General features: G+C 38.8%; 14 protein-coding genes and 1 pseudogene. 9 read left to right on the plus strand and 6 right to left on the minus strand.

Annotation, left to right across the window (positions count from 1 at the left end):
* The 4 genes from HMPREF2877_RS04600 to HMPREF2877_RS04615 form a co-directional block, all read right to left on the minus strand.
* On the minus strand, positions 1-216 hold a 216-nt coding region (locus tag HMPREF2877_RS04600), incomplete at its 3' end, for a helix-turn-helix domain-containing protein (RefSeq protein WP_141751046.1).
* Between the two features lie 155 nt (positions 217-371).
* A complete protein-coding gene (locus HMPREF2877_RS04605) occupies positions 372-1,091 on the minus strand; it encodes an ABC transporter permease (protein WP_004182331.1) in 720 nt (239 codons plus the stop codon).
* The gene (locus HMPREF2877_RS04610; protein WP_070578881.1) at positions 1,084-1,920 is read right to left on the minus strand and encodes an ABC transporter ATP-binding protein; all 837 of its coding nucleotides are present in this window, start codon (positions 1,918-1,920) and stop codon (positions 1,084-1,086) included. Before HMPREF2877_RS04610 ends, HMPREF2877_RS04605 begins: the two co-directional genes overlap by 8 nt.
* Before the next feature lie 72 nt (positions 1,921-1,992).
* Positions 1,993-2,913 (minus strand): helix-turn-helix domain-containing protein, encoded by a 921-nt coding sequence (locus tag HMPREF2877_RS04615; protein WP_070578884.1) that lies wholly within the window; start codon positions 2,911-2,913, stop codon positions 1,993-1,995.
* Positions 2,914-3,130: 217 nt separating this feature from the next.
* On the opposite strand from HMPREF2877_RS04615, the gene HMPREF2877_RS04620 reads away from it, so the two are divergent.
* From HMPREF2877_RS04620 to HMPREF2877_RS04645, 6 genes and pseudogenes are all read left to right on the plus strand, one after another.
* Positions 3,131-3,652: an RDD family protein gene (locus HMPREF2877_RS04620; RefSeq protein WP_229056628.1), complete on the plus strand. Its 522-nt coding sequence runs from the start codon at positions 3,131-3,133 to the stop codon at positions 3,650-3,652.
* A 60-nt stretch (positions 3,653-3,712) separates the two neighbouring features.
* Positions 3,713-4,156, plus strand: coding sequence for an 8-oxo-dGTP diphosphatase (locus HMPREF2877_RS04625; protein ID WP_014634653.1), 444 nt, complete (start codon positions 3,713-3,715; stop codon positions 4,154-4,156).
* A gap of 186 nt (positions 4,157-4,342) precedes the next feature.
* Positions 4,343-5,692 (plus strand): DUF262 domain-containing protein, encoded by a 1,350-nt coding sequence (locus HMPREF2877_RS04630; protein ID WP_070578890.1) that lies wholly within the window; start codon positions 4,343-4,345, stop codon positions 5,690-5,692.
* Positions 5,693-5,696: 4 nt separating this feature from the next.
* The gene (locus HMPREF2877_RS04635; RefSeq protein WP_070578893.1) at positions 5,697-7,529 is read left to right on the plus strand and encodes a GmrSD restriction endonuclease domain-containing protein; all 1,833 of its coding nucleotides are present in this window, start codon (positions 5,697-5,699) and stop codon (positions 7,527-7,529) included.
* Between the two features lie 178 nt (positions 7,530-7,707).
* A pseudogene (locus HMPREF2877_RS04640) lies at positions 7,708-8,643 on the plus strand (IS30 family transposase).
* A gap of 442 nt (positions 8,644-9,085) precedes the next feature.
* The gene (locus HMPREF2877_RS04645) at positions 9,086-12,940 is read left to right on the plus strand and encodes a GH32 C-terminal domain-containing protein (RefSeq protein ID WP_070578896.1); all 3,855 of its coding nucleotides are present in this window, start codon (positions 9,086-9,088) and stop codon (positions 12,938-12,940) included.
* Between the two features lie 82 nt (positions 12,941-13,022).
* Here HMPREF2877_RS04645 and sdaAA read toward each other — a convergent pair whose 3' ends face one another.
* Complete coding sequence (sdaAA, locus tag HMPREF2877_RS04650; RefSeq protein WP_014632996.1) at positions 13,023-13,892, minus strand: L-serine ammonia-lyase, iron-sulfur-dependent, subunit alpha; 870 nt, start codon at positions 13,890-13,892, stop codon at positions 13,023-13,025.
* Positions 13,893-13,904: 12 nt separating this feature from the next.
* Positions 13,905-14,576, minus strand: a complete 672-nt coding sequence (sdaAB, locus tag HMPREF2877_RS04655; protein WP_002885347.1) for an L-serine ammonia-lyase, iron-sulfur-dependent subunit beta — start codon at positions 14,574-14,576, stop codon at positions 13,905-13,907.
* 278 nt (positions 14,577-14,854) lie between these two features.
* Here sdaAB and HMPREF2877_RS04660 point away from each other — a divergent pair, with 278 nt between their 5' ends.
* The 3 genes from HMPREF2877_RS04660 to uvrC all read left to right on the plus strand — a co-directional run bounded on the left by HMPREF2877_RS04660 (position 14,855) and on the right by uvrC (position 18,074).
* Positions 14,855-15,484 (plus strand): hypothetical protein, encoded by a 630-nt coding sequence (locus HMPREF2877_RS04660; protein ID WP_227834272.1) that lies wholly within the window; start codon positions 14,855-14,857, stop codon positions 15,482-15,484.
* 37 nt (positions 15,485-15,521) lie between these two features.
* The gene (locus HMPREF2877_RS04665; protein ID WP_070578899.1) at positions 15,522-16,217 is read left to right on the plus strand and encodes a pyrimidine 5'-nucleotidase PynA; all 696 of its coding nucleotides are present in this window, start codon (positions 15,522-15,524) and stop codon (positions 16,215-16,217) included.
* Between the two features lie 72 nt (positions 16,218-16,289).
* The gene (gene uvrC, locus HMPREF2877_RS04670; protein ID WP_070578902.1) at positions 16,290-18,074 is read left to right on the plus strand and encodes an excinuclease ABC subunit UvrC; all 1,785 of its coding nucleotides are present in this window, start codon (positions 16,290-16,292) and stop codon (positions 18,072-18,074) included.
* Positions 18,075-18,155 lie beyond the last annotated feature (81 nt).

Here is an 18,155-nt window from a genome sequence, read left to right on the forward strand (position 1 = left end):
TGTTTCACCTAACAAATAGTTGAGGGAAACACCCAATTTATCACTGATGTATTGCAGTTTGACAATGGTTGGTAAAGAACGACCTAGCTCAATTCTCATCAGTTGTTTTACTGTTAATTCTTCTTCGGTATCACAAACTTGCTCACGTGTTAAACCAAGTCGCTCACGTTCTTCACGAATTCTTTTTCCAATCTCGATTTTAATCTCTTCAGACATCTGTATTTCCTTTGAGTTTTAATTATATAATAATATACCTTAAAATCATGTGAATGAAAAGACTCCAGGGATTTGTCTTTTTATGGTTAGAGAAAAAGATGGGGAATAAACAAAATAACCATCTAACACTCAGTTTAGATGGTTGTGGTTTGGAATTAGGATATTTTTCGTAATCTCTTAGATTGTAGAATGGTCAGTGTAGCAAAGAGGAGCAACCAGGCTAGTAGAGAAAGTGAGCTTGCTATTTGGTCTTGCCACTTAAAGCTTTCAAGCTGGCTTATAGATTTTGTGAACAATCCCATATAACTGTACTTCGTGACATTATCGAAATCTTTACTAATCCCTGAAAGCATTGGAATAAACATACTAATCATTGATACTGGAAGGCTAATTACTTGGGCAGATACTTGAGTTTTACTGATTAATCCGATGAAAAGATTAATCAGCATCATTACTAAAGCTGTAGCAAGCGAGATGATAAGATAAGGACCATAATTATTTTCAATATTAAGTTCGAGTATTCTCGGAATAGCAGTTGTCATAACTAAGCTAATAAGCACTGGATAAAATAAAACTGAAAGAATATAGTTTTTACTGTTAACACCACTTAAAAATAAGGTTCTTAAAATATTTTTTTCCTTTTCTTCGGAAACAATAGTACTGATTGGATTTCCAACTGATAAACTCAAAGATAGGGCTAAACAGTTGACTAATAGATTGACTTTCATTGAGTTGTTTAGGCTACCTTGAATCTCATAGATATGTTTGTAGAGAAAGGCAAACCCTAAAGGAAGGAGAATTTGTAGGATAATGGTTTTATTAGATTTGATAACTCGCTTTCTAAGCCATAGTAAAGATTTTAATTGGTTAAACATTAAGTTTTCCTCCTGTAAGTTGGATGAAGATGTCCTCTAAAGTTGGTTCACATGAGTGGATGGTTTGAATATCTTGAGTAGCACTAATATGATTTAATTCAGAGAAAGGAATCACTTTTTCTTGACCTGAGCAGTAGGTCACTTTTACCATTTTATTTGTATTATATTTCTGAATAAGTTCAGCAGGTTTACCTTCTTCGACAATCTTACCTTTATTTAGAAGTACAATCTTATCGCACAAAATTGTAGCCTCGTGCATGTCATGTGTCGTCAGAAAAATGGTTGTTCCTTGTTGTTTTAGTTCTTCAATAAGAGAATGAATGGTTTGAGACGTTGATGGATCTAGTCCAGAAGTAGGTTCATCAAGAAAGAGAACTTTTGGCTTGTTTATGATAGCTCTCACTAAAAGCATCCGTTGTTTCATCCCTGTAGAGAGCTTTTCTGCCAAGGTTTTACGATGGTCATAAAGACCTACACGTTTTAACAAATCATCAACATACTCTGTCGAAACATTATAGAGTTTTGCGAAGAATAGAAGATTGTCATAAAGTGTCAATTTTTCATAAAAACCACTATTTTCAGTGATTAAACCAATCTTTGACAAATCATCTTCTTTTAACTGAAGGGATGATTTGCCCAAAATATAAGTTTCTCCCTGACTAGGAGTGAGTTGACTTGTTAAGATATTGATTGTTGTCGTTTTACCAGAACCTGATGGTCCAAGGAAACCTAGAATTTCACCTTTTTCAACTGTGAAGTTTAGATTTTCGATTGCTTTATATTTTTGAAATTCTTTGGTTAACTGTTTTGCTACGATAAGGTTTGTCATATCTTGATTTCTCCTATTTGATTATATGAACGAGTATAAACAAAAAAATAACGAATCAAAAGGACATCTATGTCACTTTGATTCGTTACTTGTATCTAAATCATTTTCCATTTCCATTTTAAGATTTTTGATGAAGACTTGGTCACCAAAAGCTTCGGCTAGTACGGTAGCTGTATTATAGAGCTCGGTTGCTTTATCTCTATTGTTCTCATAGAATAGATAATATTTCGCTTCAAAAACAAGTACTGCGGGTTTATAAGCTTGTTGAAGTGTCTTATCAATAAGAACATACATTTTATCAACAACAGACTTCATTTCTTTATAGTCATGATGCATTACATATATCCCAGCTATAGCTGATAAAGCACCTATCAGTTCAACATTAAACAGCTCTTCACCTTGTAATTCTTGATTAATTAATTTTCGTCTAAATTTTTCAATTTTCTCTTTATCATAGTCATAATCCTGACATCGAAATGCATAGTATGAAATTAATAGAAGGTCATTTAAGGAATATGTTTCTTTTTTCAAAGCTTGAACCAAATAGTCTTCAAATACAGATTCAATAAGACTTTCTTCCTCACTAATCATAAAATTCAGGGTTCTTTCAATGAGATCAATAGCTAAAAGCTCGTCCTCTGGTAGCACATCAATATAGTTGTCGTAGAGTTCCTCAATATCTTTTAGCTTTTTCTTGATACGTTCCGAGTCACCATAGACAGGAGACTTCATAAGTTTATATTTAGCCTTGTAATAGTCTTCAGGAATGTCTAGTTTTGTTTCACCTAACAAATAGTTGAGGGAAACACTCAATTTATCACTGATGTATTGAAGTTTGACAATAGTTGGTAAAGAACGCCCAAGCTCAATTCTCATCAGTTGTTTGACGGTTAATTCTTCTTCGGTATCACAAACTTGCTCACGTGTTAAACCAAGTCGCTCACGTTCTTCACGAATTCTTTTTCCAATCTCGATTTTAATATCTTCTGACATACATAATTCCTTATGATTTAGTTTTTTAATAATAATATAACGTAAAATTGAAATAAAGTCCAAAAGCCATAATAGAAGTAGTGTATAGTAGAATCTAAAGGAGTTTACAATTATGAAACAATCTTGATTTGCGAGGGCGCTAGCCAGCGGATATTCTTCTCAAATATTATTTAGAATATTAAAAATGTTATAATAGGAGATGAGAAAGGGGGAGACGATGATGAAAATTATAGCAATAAACCCTATTCCGTTTAAAAAAAGAATGATTGAATTTCTCTTTGATTATCTTTTCATTCTAGCTTATTTAGTTCTTCTGTTTTTAAGTTCGATGCTTATTTACATCATCTTTTTTAATGGTGTCCCAGAGTTTACAGAAATTCAGTCGCAGTGGCTTGTATTTTTCACCTCTGTTTTTCCAATCACGCTCCTTTTCACATTCTTGGATTATAAAAATGATGGCAGTTTTGGGAAGGTAAAAGCGGGACTTGAACTTGTCTACCAGAAAAAAACAGTGCAGGCTAGCTTGATTAGAAATGTCATCAAATTTTTACCTTGGCAACTCGGTCATATGGGCACGATTCATGGCTTATATAGTGATTTTGATGTGGTATCCATTATCCTTTCTAATTCGGCGACTCTACTTGCAGTTTTGCTACTGGCAATGACGATATTTAGGAAAGATAAGAGGCATCTAGGAGACCTACTAGCCCGTACACAAGTACAACTAAAAGAAGAATAGGGTAGAGATTGTTTATCCTATCCTTAAAGAAAAAGACAAACATAGTTAGGAAGTATTTGTATGAATGAGACTGTTGAGTTTACAAATCTTTGTATGGTAAGAGACGGCGATAGAGTTCTTGTTATTGATCGTAAAAAAAAGGACTGGCCAGGCATAACCTTTCCTGGTGGTCATGTCGAAGCGGGAGAATCATTTACGGAAGCAGTAATCCGTGAAGTGAAGGAAGAAACTGGCTTAAGGATTGCTTCTCCCCGGATTTGTGGAATGAAAGATTGGGTAGAAGACGGCATTCGTTATGTAGTTCTCTTTTATAAGACAGAAAAGTTTGACGGAGAATTAATATCCTCTGAAGAGGGGGAAGTCTGGTGGGAGGACCTGAAAGAATTGCCAAATCTAGACCTCTCTCTAGATATGGAGGATATGCTTCGTATCTTTCTTGAAGAAGACCTGTCTGAATTTTTCTACTACCAAGATGGAGAAGACTGGAAGTACGATTTAAAGTGAATTTGGATACTGATTCTTTTAATAATTAACTTGATAACTTTTTTTAGCAGTTAACCCAATGGTTGGCTGTTTTTCTTTGTCATAAATAAAAATTCGTCATCAATCTTGAGTTGACTTCTTAAAATGTTATAATGAGTGATATAAAACCGTATTTAAAGAAATTGAAGTAGATAGAGGAGTTGTTCAATGTCAAACTTGAATGAAAATTTGCGCATTGTCAGTGTTAGAGAAATGATGGTAGAAAGGTTAGCGATTCCTAATTATCAGAGACCGTATCGTTGGGGAACACAATCAGCACTTAGACTGATCACAGATACTTATGAGGCGTTTAAGAATAGAATTCCAGAATATCGAATGGGGTCTGTTGTACTCCACAGAGAAAACATAAATGACGCATCTTCTAAACTTAATATTGTCGACGGCCAGCAGCGCTTAACAACTCTTTCTATTCTTTTATTTGTGGTGTATGAGATACTTCAAGAGGCATCATATGCTAATCTTTCATCCTTGCTGAATGAGGAATATAATGAACTATCTAGAGAAGCGATCGTGCATAATTTCCAAATCATCAAGCGCAAGCTAAGAGAGTTTGACGGACAAGAAGTTAAAAAGTATGCTGATTATCTTCTTGATAACTGTTCTTTGGTAAAGATTATCACGAATGATGAGCAGGAAGCTTTTCAATTCTTTGACTCCCAGAATTCTCGGGGGAAGGCTCTCTCTCCACATGATTTGTTGAAATCTTATCATTTGAGAGAAATGAATGATGAATCTGAAAGTGATAAGATTGAGATCATACAAGCTTGGGAAAATAAAAATCAAAGCGAACTGGAGTATCTCTTTGCAGACAATCTCTTCCCCTTAGTGAGATGGTATAAGAACAAAAATGGCCTTCATTATTCTACTAAAGATATTCAAACTTTTAAGGGAATTAAACCTTCGAATCCCCATCATTTTGCGACTTATGCTAAAGCCTCTCATCTTTATGTGGAACGTTTTAATGCTGACAAAGTGTATGAGCTAACAACTGGAATTCCTTTGAATCAATTCCAGTTAACCCAACCCTTGATTGCTGGAAAAAGATTCTTTTCATACACTTTGCATTATGCCAACCTCTATAGAGAGATTGTGAACTTGGTCGATAGTAGATTTAATGAAGAAGAGGTCATAAAAAACGGAACTGGTGATCTCTATGTTTATAATCTCTTCATAAATATTTTGATCTTCTTTGTCGATAAATTCAGTATGAAGGAATTGACACCTGCAAGATTGTCTTTTCTACATAGATGGGCTTATTCTCTAAGATTGATCATGAAAGCAGTCTATAGAGAATCGGTAAATAAGTACGCACAAGGACAATCAGATCGTATCAATAAGGGATTGAATCTCTTTGCTTTGATTTCTGAAATGCAGGATCCGATAGGGTTGGATACCATTGTTTTAGATATTATCTCAAAGGAAGCTTTCCAGAATTCCAACGTGAATAAAAAACGCTATCAAAAACTCTATGATAAAGTATTTGGAGAGGAGGACTAGTCTAATGAGAAGTGAAAAGTATATTCAACCAGATGAATTGAATGTGGACAATGTTTTTGAAAATGTCAACTATGTCATCCCAATCTATCAACGAAATTACGCATGGAGAAAAGATGAAATTGAGCAATTGCTAATGGATATTGATGATCTTGACGAAACTAATTCAAGTAAATATTACCTTGGCAGTTTAGTGGTCAATCAAGTCCAACCTCGAGTTTATGAAGTAATCGATGGCCAGCAACGCTTAACTACTTTGTTTTTGCTTCTTCGTTATCTGGATCATCCTTCTGTAGAAAGAAATCCTTTGAAATTTGAAGCTAGAGAAAAATCGAACATCACTCTAGGTGAGATCGAAACTGTAATGGATAGTAAAGAGCCTTCTCTTTATTCAGAAGAGTTAGTAGAAGGATATGAAATAATTAAGAAATATTTCCAGAGCAAAAACGCTAATGATGATTATAAAAAACGGTTTAGAGATAAGTTTTCTACTGTAACAATCATCCGAACCCAGGTTCCTCAAAATATCGATTTGAATCACTATTTTGAGATCATGAATACTCGTGGAGAGCAATTGGAGCTCCATGAAATTGTGAAAGCAAAGATTTTGGGTGCTATCAAGTCTGAAAATAGATTCAGTGAAGAGGACAAAAAAGATAAACTAATTGCAGCTACGATTTGGGATGCTTGTGCACAAATGGACAACTATCTTCAGATGGTTCTCCCAGTAAAAATACGTGAAAAACTATTTAGTGCAAATTGGGATATGCTGAGGGTGGCTGACTTCTCAGATCTTCGTGACATTTTTAATGCAGAAAATAACAGTGATGAGACTCAATTTACCTTAAAAACTATCTTGCAAGCGCCGGATTCTACTGTGTCTAATCAAATTGATGATAGGGAAGAAGAAAATGAACGGTTTGAGTCTATCATTAACTTTCCAAATTTTCTTTTGCAGGTCAATGAAGCCATGGAGATGACTGAGACGGATCGTGATAGTGGATTAGATGATAAGCGATTCCTTGACTTATTAAAGGACAGATGGGCTAGTAAAGAAAAGGCCTTGGAGTTTATCTATGCTCTTTTGAAGTATCGGTATCTATTTGATCGTTATATTATTAAAAGAGAATATATCGGTGAATACAAGGTCGAAGGGAAATGGTCTTTACAAAAGCTCGTCATGTATGAGGATAAAAAGGGGAGAAAACCATCCTATAAATCTACTTTAGACTCAATGGATCAAGAAGAAGGAACGGATAATCAACAATTACGACTCCTAGAATCTTGCCTGCGCGTGACCTATACTTCCCCTAAGACCATGCACTGGATTGCTAGAGTCTTGACGAATGTGAATAAAGAGCAAGATGGCAAACTCCTTATCCCTACCTTAGAAAAGTATTGCTGCAAAAAAATTGAATCTTCAGATTATCGAAATCGAAGTGGATTTGGTATCGATCGGATTGTCTTTACTTATTTGGATTATCTGTTGGCGAGGGATAGAGCATCTGAATTTAGCAATTTCCAATTCCAGTTCAGAAATTCTATCGAACATTTCTTCCCTCAGCACCCTATTAACGCTGATAATTCAGTGACTGTTGAAAATAGAGATCTGTTGGGGAATCTTGCTCTCATCACTGTTTCAGCCAATTCAAAGTTTTCGAATCGGTTTCCAATTGAGAAGGTTGAGCATTTTCCAAATATAATAGAGCAAAGTCCCAAGTTGAAGGCGATGAGTGACCTGCTCAAGAAATATGATCGAAAATGGGATAATAACAGTGTCAAAGAGCACAATGCTAGCATGCTCAGTCTATTAGAAACGGAGATAGAAAAGTACAAATAAGTGTTAATCTTTTCAAAATAGTGAAAAGCTAAAAATTATAGGAAAGAAGAAAACTGTAAAGTAGAAATTGCAGTTTTTCTTTTTGATAAATTGTAAAATATAGTGCAACAAAAAAACTCATAGCGTTTCATTGGTGTAAACTGTAAGTAACCACACAAACAGAACCCGAGGAAAAACTATGAGCTACTCCCATCTTACCATAACCGACCGAATAAAGATAGAAACTTACTTGGATTTAGGTTTGAAATCTTGCTAAATTGCAAGTAAACTTGGTGTCCATAAGTCTACCATTTCAAGAGAGTTAAGACGATGCCAAAATGGTTATTCCGCCGTCTTAGCACAGGAACAGTACGACCACAGGGCTAAGCAAAAGGGTCGGAAGTCTTGTTTGACACCAAAGTTGAAAAAGAAAATTGAGAAGGGGTTAAAAGCCTCTTGGTCACCTGAACAGATTTGTGGTCGCTATCAGCTTGAACAAAAGCCAATGGTAGCTTTTAAAACCATCTATAATTGGCTCTATGCTGGTTTGATTGATCCGGATTTAAGCGTCCTGCGCCGAAAGGGAAAAAGTCGACAGCCCAAAGAAACACGTGGGACATTTAGGATTGGCACGTCGATTGCCAAACGTCTTAAAGAGGTCAGGAATCGTGAGACTTTTGGCCACTGGGAGCTCGATACTGTGGTGTCTTCCAGAGGCAAAAGTAAGGGCTGTTTAGCGAACTTTCTAGAGCGAAAAACTCGTTTTTACTTAGCTTTCAAGATACCAGATAGAACAGCCAAAGCCATGTTTTCAGCTATCGAACAACTTTGTAGGCTATTTCCAAAAGAGACTCTTAAAACCTTCACTTCAGACAGGGGAAAAGAGTTTGCCTGCTATCCTCTGGTGGAGAACTTAGGAATTCCCTTTTTCTTTGCGGACGCCTATTCTTCCTGGTAGAGAGGAAGCAATGAAAACGCAAATGGCTTACTAAGAGAATATTTCCCAAAGAAAACAGATTTAGCCGCTATCTCTGAGGAGGCTTTGAACAAAGCCTTATATGATATCAATCACCGACCGCGAAAATGTTTAGCTTACAGAACTGCTTGTGAAGCTCTAGAGGATGAGTTTGACTAAATGTTGCACTTATTCTTGTAATTTATCATTTTTAATCGAAATATGAATCTTTCGGGTGGGTCCTGGATGTGGAGTGCTAGCCTTTTGATTTTACTGGCTGCTTTTGCCTAGCCTTTTGGGATTCTTTGGGATTGCTATTGTAACCATTGGTATTATTGGAAATAGCCTGCTAACAGGCTCAGATTAAGCATAAGTATGAGACTTTCGAATGGCAAATTCGGAAGTTTTTTCATTTATATGAAAAATATTACAGAAAAAGATGGTATTTTCAGATTATAGTGCTATAATGATATTAAAAGTAAGCGTTTACCGTTTTAATTTAAATCCTAGAGATATTTCCGGAAACTTTGATAGGCTTATTAATAAAGGCGAATGTATTGACTTTGAATTTTCATGAAAAATGAGTTAACATTTAATGTTACTCTGAAGAAGGAGAAGAGTCATGAATGATACTGTTTGTAAAAATTGGTTTATGCGTAAAAGTGGGAAGACTTGGGTCTACGGCTGTGCCTTGGTAAGTTTTGCAGGTTTGGCCCTGGCTGGTCCTGTCTATGCGGACCAAGTGGAACAGGCAACTGTGAGCCAAGTACCTCAAGAAGTGGTAGCTCAAACTGATTATCAAGTTGCCCCTCAAGCGGAGCTTGCTCCTAGCACGACCAAGGAAGTCCCCCAAGTGGTAGAGCCGAGCCCGTCTCTTGTTTCCGAATCTGCTAAAACAGCTCAAGAGAATCCCACTCAGCCTATCCCTGACCAGTCAAAAGAAGTACAAACACAGGCTAGTGAGGCTGAGAAAGTAACTAACCAAGCGCAAGAAGCCGATTTGAATCAGACCAGTCAAGAACAATCTCCAGTTGTAACGAATAGCACCAGTCCTGTTCATGTGACAGCGGAAAAAACCGATTTGCCTAATAATGAAGCGGTTACCAATCTAGAAGGGATGACCGCAGACCAAAATGGCCACTGGGAAATGCAGGCTGACGGTATTCATTCAGAAGCCAAAGACAAGGGAGACTCTTTCCTTTATTCTCAATCCGAGGGCAAGAATTTTATCTATTCAACGGATGTAACCTTCAAGGAAGCTGGTGGTGCAGCTGCCCTCATTTTCCGTGGTAACAATGATAGTAGTGATAAAAATATGTACGGGGTCAACGTAGACTCTGGTAACCATAAGGTTAAGTTTTGGCGTTGGGTCAATAATCATGATATTCAACTTGTAGATGAGAAAGATGTGACACCAACTGCTGATGAAACCTACAATCTTAGAGTAGTTGCGGCTAATCAGTGGCTATCTTACTATGTCAATGATGTGCTTGTCGCAAGTACAGGTGATGCTGTCCTTCAAAAAAGTGACAAGGGTCAACCTCAAGTCCTTCCAGAAGGCTACTTTGGACTTCTTAATTGGAATGCCAATGTCATTTTCAAAAACACCCGCTATGTTAATCTTGATGATGCCAGTCTTCCTTTGATTGACAATCTTGTGGTGACCTCAAAGACAGGTTCTGTTGAAAAACAAGCCCAATTCTTCTCTGAAGAACCACTCCATATCCAATATGTGGGACACAATGCTGAGACTGTAGGACTTGACATCACTAAGCATAATCCAAATGCTGTTATCAAGGTAGAAGATGCCAAGGGAAATGTCTACACAGATATTTCACAATTGCCAGTGGCTGTAGGTGCCAATTACTTTACTATTGAAAGTAGTGTGACCGATTCGCTTGGTCGTCCAGTGACCTTGACTTACCGTGTTAATATCCACCGCAGACAGAGTGATGATGTCTATTACAACGAGCTTTATCGTGATCAGTATCATTATTCTGTCAAGGATGGCTGGGCTAATGACCCTAATGGCTTGGTCTTTTACAAGGGACGTTACCATCTCTTCTATCAATTTTACGATGATACCAAATGGGGACCAATGCACTGGGCCCATGCGACCAGCCGAGACTTGCTTCATTGGGATGAAGAGCCGATAGCCTTTTATCCAGATGCGACGGGTCACATGTTCTCAGGCTCTGTCGTGGTTGATAGTACCAATAGCTCCGGCCTCTTCAAATCTCCGGAAGGTGGCCTGGTAGCTATTATTACTTCAAATGGTAATGGGCAACGGATTGAAATCGCCTATAGTGAGGACGAGGGTAGAACTTGGCAAAAATATGACAAGGTAGTTGCCGACTGGTCTCAGGACCCACTTCAAAACCAAGATTTCCGTGACCCTAAGGTCTTCCGCTGGGATAACCAATGGTTTATGATCCTTGCTGGTGGTCCACTCCGCATTTATTCTTCACAAGACTTGAAGAACTGGCAAGTGGAAACAACCTATAAAGATTTGCATACGGAATGTCCTGACCTCTATCCAATTGTGGCCAATGATGGAGCACTCAAGTGGGTCCTCTCACGTGGTGGTCGTACTTACAAGGTTGGCGATTTTAAACAAGTGGATGGCAAGTGGGCCTTTGTAGCTGATGATGTTTACCAAGACCATGACGAAATCATGAATTTTGGTAAGGATTCCTATGCTGCTATGACTTATTATGTTCATGATTTTGGAACAGCTGACCATCCCAACATCCCACAATTGACTGAAATCAACTGGATGAACACTTGGGAAGATTATTGTAATCTGGTTGCAGATACTGTAGGTCAAAAATTTAATGGTACCTTTAACCTTAACCTTGACCTTGGTTTGGTTAAATCAGGCGACCGTTACCTCTTGACCCAAACCCCTGTTAAGGCCTACGAAAGCCTTCGTGACACAGACAATGCCCAGTATTTTGAAAATGTCACAGTGGCTTCTGACAATGAATTGCTTAAAGATTTCAAAGGCGATACTTATGAAGTGGTTTCTCACTTTGTACCAGGTAAGGACACGACAGCAGTTGGATTTAATCTTCGCGTTGGTGATGGTCAAGCTACTAAGGTCATTTACGATTTAACTAAGGAAACTTTGTCTATTGACCGTAGCCAATCTGGTACTATCCTTTCTGATGCTTTTGCTAAGGTTAATAGTCAACAAGTGACTCGCAATGAAGATGGTTCTATTGATTTGCATCTTTATGTGGACCGTGCGAGTGTAGAAGTCTTTGCTAAGGGAAATACGGTAGCTGGTGCTAATCAGATTTTCCCAAGCCCAAGAGCCGTTGGAGCAAGTGTCTTGGTTGAAGGTGGTCCAGCCAAAGCAAATATTGCTATCTACCCAATTAAGAGTACTTGGACTGACAAGAAGGAAGTCACTAAGGCTGTTGCCATGAACACCACAGTTGCAGGTCATTTGGCTCTTGAAGTTGGACAAAGTAAGGACTTGCAGGTTTACCTCGCACCTGCTTCTGAAGAGCAAGATGTGACATGGACAGTTAGTGATCCAAGTTTGGTGTCATATACCGAACATGACAATAAACTTTCTCTCAAAGCTCTTCACAAAGGTCATCTCACTGTCACAGCAACTTCAGTTGAAAACCCATCATTGACCAAGATCTTTAATATTGCTATTACGCTCAACAATTTTGCGACCAATCTTAAAGGATTGAAAGCTGTCACTGGTGATTGGTATATTGATGACGACACCCTTTACGATAGCAATGTCAGTGCCAATGACTTCTTCATGGCTTATGAAAGCAATGGCTTCAAGCAATTTGACTATGATATCGATGTCAAATACCAACATGGTTTGGTCAACCTCTTTGTAGCTGCGGAACGTGAAGAACCAGGTCGTGCCTACTCTGTCCAATTTGCTGACAACGACACTGTTCGTCTCTTCCGTTTTGGTGGTGAAACCATCGCTGAAGCTCATTTGGATAAGGCTATCAATGACGGTCAGTACCACCATGTCAAGGTTGTGAAAGGCAAGGACACCATGACAGTCTATGTCGATGGCAAGGAAGTGCTCCATCATCAATTTGATGCTGTGGATAATTACTTCAATCAAGCCCATGTAGGTGTCGGTCTTTGGGATGGAGCAGTAGAATTCAAAAACTTCTTCGTAACTGAAAAAATGACAAACACAAGCAGTGACACTACTGACGAACCAATCAAACCTGATCCTCAGCCTGAGGTTGCTCCAGAGCCTGAACCAACTGGGCAAAATAATGGTCACGACAGTACTAACACAGTGTCAGATCCATCTCAGGATAATACTGGTAAGCAAGAAGAAAGTAACACTCCAGTGGAAACACCTAAGACTGTCGCTCCACTTGTTGAGAATCTCCTCAAAAAATTCAACGCATTTAGTCTCTCAACCTTCCTTGCAAGTATTGCCAAAGAAACATGGCACTTTTTAACAAAATGGCTATTTAGCTAAAATCAAAACGTTGAAAAGGCTATGTAAGAAGAAAAAACTTAGAAGTATGAAAGCTTCTAAGTTTTTTTGTTTCTACTAAAAATTACCCAAAAATTTCTTTTGCGAGTGCCTTTCCTTTCGGAGTTGCTGCTAAGCCACCTTCAGCAGTTTCCCGGAAGGCAGTTGGCATGGCTGAACCCACCTGATACATCGCGTCAACAACCTGGTCGACTGGAATGGCCGATGTGATACCCGCCAAGGCCATGTCAGCAGCTACTAGGGCAAAACTTGCTCCCATGGCATTACGTTTGACACATGGGACCTCAACCAATCCGGCTACAGGGTCGCAGATGAGTCCCAACATATTTTTAAGCACAAAGCAGATGGCCTGACTGGCCTGGAAAGGTGTACCACCAGCAGCCATTGTAATAGCGGCAGCAGCCATAGCAGAGGCAGAACCAACTTCGGCTTGGCAGCCTCCCTCGGCACCAGAAATCGAGGCATTATTTGCGATGACTAGACCAAATGCACCAGCAGTGAAGAGAAAATCTAATTGTTGTGATTCGCTCAAGTCTAGTTTTTCGATAGCTGTTGTTAGAACAGCAGGTAGACAACCAGCTGATCCAGCAGTAGGTGTGGCACAAACCAAGCCCATCTTGGCGTTAGATTCATTGACTGCCATGGCATTTCTTGCAGCACCCAAAACTGCAGAATCAGCCAAGGTCTTTCCATTTTTGATATAGGCATCCAGTTTGGCAGCGTCTCCCCCAGTTAAGCCAGTTGGTGATTTCTCAGGAGACAAACCAGCCTGAACAGACTCCTTCATCACTTCGAGATTTCGAGTCATCAGAGTTAGAATTTCAGGCCGTTCCCGTCCAGTTAGCTCTGTCTCTGTAGCAATCATGAGCTCGGCGATATTGCCTTGGTAATCTCGGTCAGCTTGTTGAACTAATTCTTCAATAGTGTAAAACATGCAATCCCCCTCTTAGCTGAAAAAGTTGACATTATGTAGATGAGGAATTCTAGCGATTTCAGTGACGGCCTCATCACACTGGTGCGAGTCAATTTCGATAATCATAATGGCCTTTTCACCGGCATTTTCCCGAGTAACAGTCATTTGGGCGATATTGATGCCATAACGCGACAAAATATCTGTGACAAGGGCAATCATTCCTGGAACGTCTTGGTGGACAATGATGAGAGTCGGTGTATTCATCTTGAGATTGACCGCAAAACCATTGAGTTCAGTTACTTGGATATTTCCTCCACCGATAGAAACGCCTGTGGCAGAAATGGTTTTTGTAGCATTTTTTAAGGTGATACGAGTCGTATTGGGGTGTGGCGCATTACTATCCTTGTTAATTTTCCAGTAGACCTTAATGCCTTTTTCGTATGCGATATCCAGAGCGCGTGGGATGTCAGGGTCGTCAGTTTCCATACCTAAAATACCAGCCACAAGAGCCACATCAGTCCCGTGACCTCGATAGGTCTTGGCAAAGGAATTAAAGAGTTGAAATTCTACCTCAGTCGGTGTCTCACCAAAGATGGCAGAAACAATCTTGCCAATACGAACAGCTCCTGCAGTATGACTAGAGGAAGGCCCGACCATGACAGGTCCAATGATGTCAAAAACGGATTGAAATTTTAAATTTTTCATAACACGCCTCGTTTGATTAATCTTGTATTTTCAGTATACCATGAATTATAGAGATTAGGTATTTAAGTAAAATCTATAGAAATCATAAAAAAATAACCTATTTTAAGCTTTCTTTAAGGTTCAATAGATATAATAGTGGTCTATTAAGTAAGCAATACTTATTTTTCATAAATCTGAGAGGGTGGCCTGCGGGTCGCCTTTTTGTGTTTCTTTTCTTATGTCTAGATAGATTGTGGTAAAATAGAGCCTAAAGATTTACTTGTCAGAAAGGATACGTCATGGCTTACAATCAGCTACCTTTGGATAATAATTCTGGAAATACTAGTTATTCGGTTCCTAATCCCTCTATTTTAGAGGTTAAGAAGTATTTAAAGTCTTGGAGTGAGCTTGAAAATTATAAACTTCAGGAAGACGCCCTGGATAAATTATTTTTTGAGTTGATACCTAAAAATGAAGATATTTCTGATATATTGTTAAAAGTTGCAACACTAAATGATTTTTATAGCACCAATATTTTTTCGGTCTATCCCTTAGCAAAGCATATCTTATCGATTGATATTGATGAGAGGTTGAGACAAGGTGATGTCGCTTTGGTTAAAGAGATTCAAAAAGTTAATTATGGTGGGGTAACAAAGAACTTTTATTCATTTGCAACGAAGTATTGTTCGCACCATAATCCTATCGAATATCCTATTTACGATAGCTATGTTGAAAAAGTCTTAAAGTATTTTAGAAAAAAAGATAAGTTCGCTGTCTTTAAAAATGCAGATTTAAAAGACTATCAGCAATTTAAAAAAATTCTCTTAACCTTTAGAAGTTATTATGGTTTAGAAGAGTTTAATTTAAAGGAAATAGACCAGTATATGTGGCAGCTAGGTAAAGAGTACTTTCCCAAAAAATATAAATAATAGTCACGTACGTATCCCTAGAAAGGAATAACTCACATTGTATTACAAATTCCTACTTTTCGACCTTGACCACACCCTCCTTGATTTTGACCGTGCTGAAGATTTGGCTTTGACCTACCTTCTAGAGGAGGCTGGGGTGGCTTCACGAGATCTTAAAGTTTACAAGGATCACTATATTCCCATGAACCGTTCCATGTGGGAAGATCTCAATCATGGTTTAATCACTAAGCCGGAATTGCTTCGCACGCGCTTTTCTCGTCTTTTTGAGCATTTTGGACAGGAGGTTGATGGCAGTCACTTAGCTGGCCGTTACCAGCATTTCTTGAGCCAACAGGGGCAGGAGTTGCCTCAGGCCCATGCTTTCTTATCGAATGTTAAAGACCGAGGTCACAAGATATATGCAGCAACTAATGGTGTTAGCTACATCCAACGTGGTCGTCTGCAAGCCTCAAGCATCTTGCCATTCTTCGACGATATTTTCATTTCAGATGAAGTGGGTGCCCACAAACCGTCTACTGACTTTTTTGAAAAAATTTCGGATCAGGTAAATGACTTTCATCCCGTTTCGGCCCTCATGATTGGTGATAGTCTAACTGCTGATATCCAAGGTGGTAATAATGCAGGAATTGACAGCATTTGGTTTAATCCAAAAGGTTTGGTTAATGAGACTACGGCTATTCCAACCTATCAAGTCAAAAACTACCAAGAAATTTTGACGATTTTGAGCAAATAGGCCACTTTTCAAAATTGTATTCACCCATGACTATTAAGAGCTTTTCAGCTCTTTTTTTGCTACAATGAAAGCATGAATGATCTGATTAAACATAAGCTGGAATTGCTTCCCAACAACCCGGGGTGCTATCTCCACAAGGATAAATTCGGCAATATTATCTATGTCGGTAAGGCTAAAAATCTAAAAAATCGTGTGCGTAGCTATTTTCGTGGAAGCCATGATACCAAGACAGAGCTTTTGGTATCTGAGATTGCAGATTTTGAATTTATCGTAACCGAGTCCAATATTGAGGCCTTGCTTTTGGAAATTAATCTTATCCAAGAGAATATGCCCAAATTTAACATCCGCCTCAAGGATGACAAGTCTTACCCATTTATCAAGATTACTAAAGAACTCTATCCAAGGCTCTTGATTACCCGCCAGGTTAAGAAGGATGGAGGTCTCTATTTTGGTCCTTACCCAGACTCTGGTGCAGCTAATGAAATTAAGAAGCTTTTGGACCGTATTTTCCCCTTTAAGAAATGTAAAAATCCCGCCAACAAGGTCTGTTTCTATTACCATATCGGACAATGTAATGCCCACACCATCTGTCACACCACTGAGGATTATTGGCAAGGTTTGGTTGAGGATGTCAAGAATTTCCTAAACGGTCATGATGATAAAATCGTTAATCAGCTTAAGGCCAAGATGAAGGATATGTCTGACCAGATGGAATTTGAGCGAGCTGCGGAGTATCGTGATTTGATTGAGGCAGTATCGACGCTTAGGACCAAGCAAAGGGTTATCCGTCAGGACATGCAGGACCGTGATATCTTCGGTTACTACGTGGACAAGGGTTGGATGTGTGTTCAGGTTTTCTTTGTTCGCCAAGGGAAACTCATTCAGCGTGATGTCAATATGTTCCCTTATTATAATGATGCTGAGGAAGATTTTCTAACCTATATGGGTCAGTTTTATCTGGATAGTCGTCATCTCAAGCCTAGGGAGATTTTCATTCCAGGAGACATTGATCAAGAGTCTGTCGAAGCTCTAGTTGGAGATGAGGTCAAGGTCTTTAAACCTCAACGTGGCGAGAAGAAGCAGTTGGTTAATCTGGCGACGAAAAATGCCCGCGTCAGTCTGACCCAAAAATTTGACCTCCTTGAAAAAGATCTAGCCAAGACACAAGGAGCCATTGAAAATCTAGGCAAACTCATGGGAATTCCGACACCGGTTCGCATCGAGTCCTTCGATAACTCTAACATCATGGGAACGAGTCCTGTCTCTGCCATGGTCGTCTTTGAGAATGGGAAACCCAATAAAAAAGAGTACCGCAAATACAAGATTAAGACGGTTGAAGGGCCTGACGATTATGCCAGCATGCGTGAGGTCATTCGTCGTCGTTATAGTCGTGTCAAACGCGATGGGCTAACGCTACCAGACCTTATTATCATGGATGGTGGTCAAGGGCAGGTTAATGTGGCCAAGGATGTCCTGCGTAATGAATTGAATCTCTCTATCCCAGTTGCGGGGCTTCAGAAAAATGACAAGCACCAAACCAACGAATTGCTCTTTGGGGACCCTTTGCAAGTCATTGATTTGCCACGTCAATCCGAGGAATTTTTCCTCCTTCACCGTATCCAAGATGAAGTTCACCGTTTTGCTATCACCTTCCACCGTCAAGTTCGTAGTAAAAATAGTTTCAGCTCCAAACTTGATGGGGTTGACGGTCTTGGACCTAAGCGCAAACAAAAACTCCTCAAACACTTCAAGTCTATGACAGCTGTCCAAAAAGCTACTGTTGAGGATATCCATGCCCTTGGCATTCCAGAAAAAGTAGCAGAGGCTCTGTTAGATAAATTAAATGATAACAATTAAAGAAACGTAATGAATTAAGTTCATTTTTTTGTTACCTAATTTGTCAAATTAAGTTAGACTTTTCAAGTAACTCAGAAAAAC

The sequence above is a fragment of the Streptococcus sp. HMSC072D03 genome (assembly GCF_001812855.1).
Classification (GTDB): Bacteria; Bacillota; Bacilli; order Lactobacillales; family Streptococcaceae; genus Streptococcus; species Streptococcus salivarius_D.

Bases quoted from the DNA above. Each gene is read 5' to 3' on its own strand.
- HMPREF2877_RS04605 (WP_004182331.1), bottom strand. From the start codon at position 1,091: ATGTTTAACCAATTAAAATCTTTACTATGGCTTAGAAAGCGAGTTATC.
- HMPREF2877_RS04610 (WP_070578881.1), bottom strand. From the start codon at position 1,920: ATGACAAACCTTATCGTAGCAAAACAGTTAACCAAAGAATTTCAAAAA.
- HMPREF2877_RS04615 (WP_070578884.1), bottom strand. From the start codon at position 2,913: ATGTCAGAAGATATTAAAATCGAGATTGGAAAAAGAATTCGTGAAGAA.
- HMPREF2877_RS04620 (WP_229056628.1), top strand. From the start codon at position 3,131: ATGATGAAAATTATAGCAATAAACCCTATTCCGTTTAAAAAAAGAATG.
- HMPREF2877_RS04625 (WP_014634653.1), top strand. From the start codon at position 3,713: ATGAATGAGACTGTTGAGTTTACAAATCTTTGTATGGTAAGAGACGGC.
- HMPREF2877_RS04630 (WP_070578890.1), top strand. From the start codon at position 4,343: ATGTCAAACTTGAATGAAAATTTGCGCATTGTCAGTGTTAGAGAAATG.
- HMPREF2877_RS04635 (WP_070578893.1), top strand. From the start codon at position 5,697: ATGAGAAGTGAAAAGTATATTCAACCAGATGAATTGAATGTGGACAAT.
- HMPREF2877_RS04645 (WP_070578896.1), top strand. From the start codon at position 9,086: ATGAATGATACTGTTTGTAAAAATTGGTTTATGCGTAAAAGTGGGAAG.
- sdaAA (WP_014632996.1), bottom strand. From the start codon at position 13,892: ATGTTTTACACTATTGAAGAATTAGTTCAACAAGCTGACCGAGATTAC.
- sdaAB (WP_002885347.1), bottom strand. From the start codon at position 14,576: ATGAAAAATTTAAAATTTCAATCCGTTTTTGACATCATTGGACCTGTC.
- HMPREF2877_RS04660 (WP_227834272.1), top strand. From the start codon at position 14,855: ATGGCTTACAATCAGCTACCTTTGGATAATAATTCTGGAAATACTAGT.
- uvrC (WP_070578902.1), top strand. From the start codon at position 16,290: ATGAATGATCTGATTAAACATAAGCTGGAATTGCTTCCCAACAACCCG.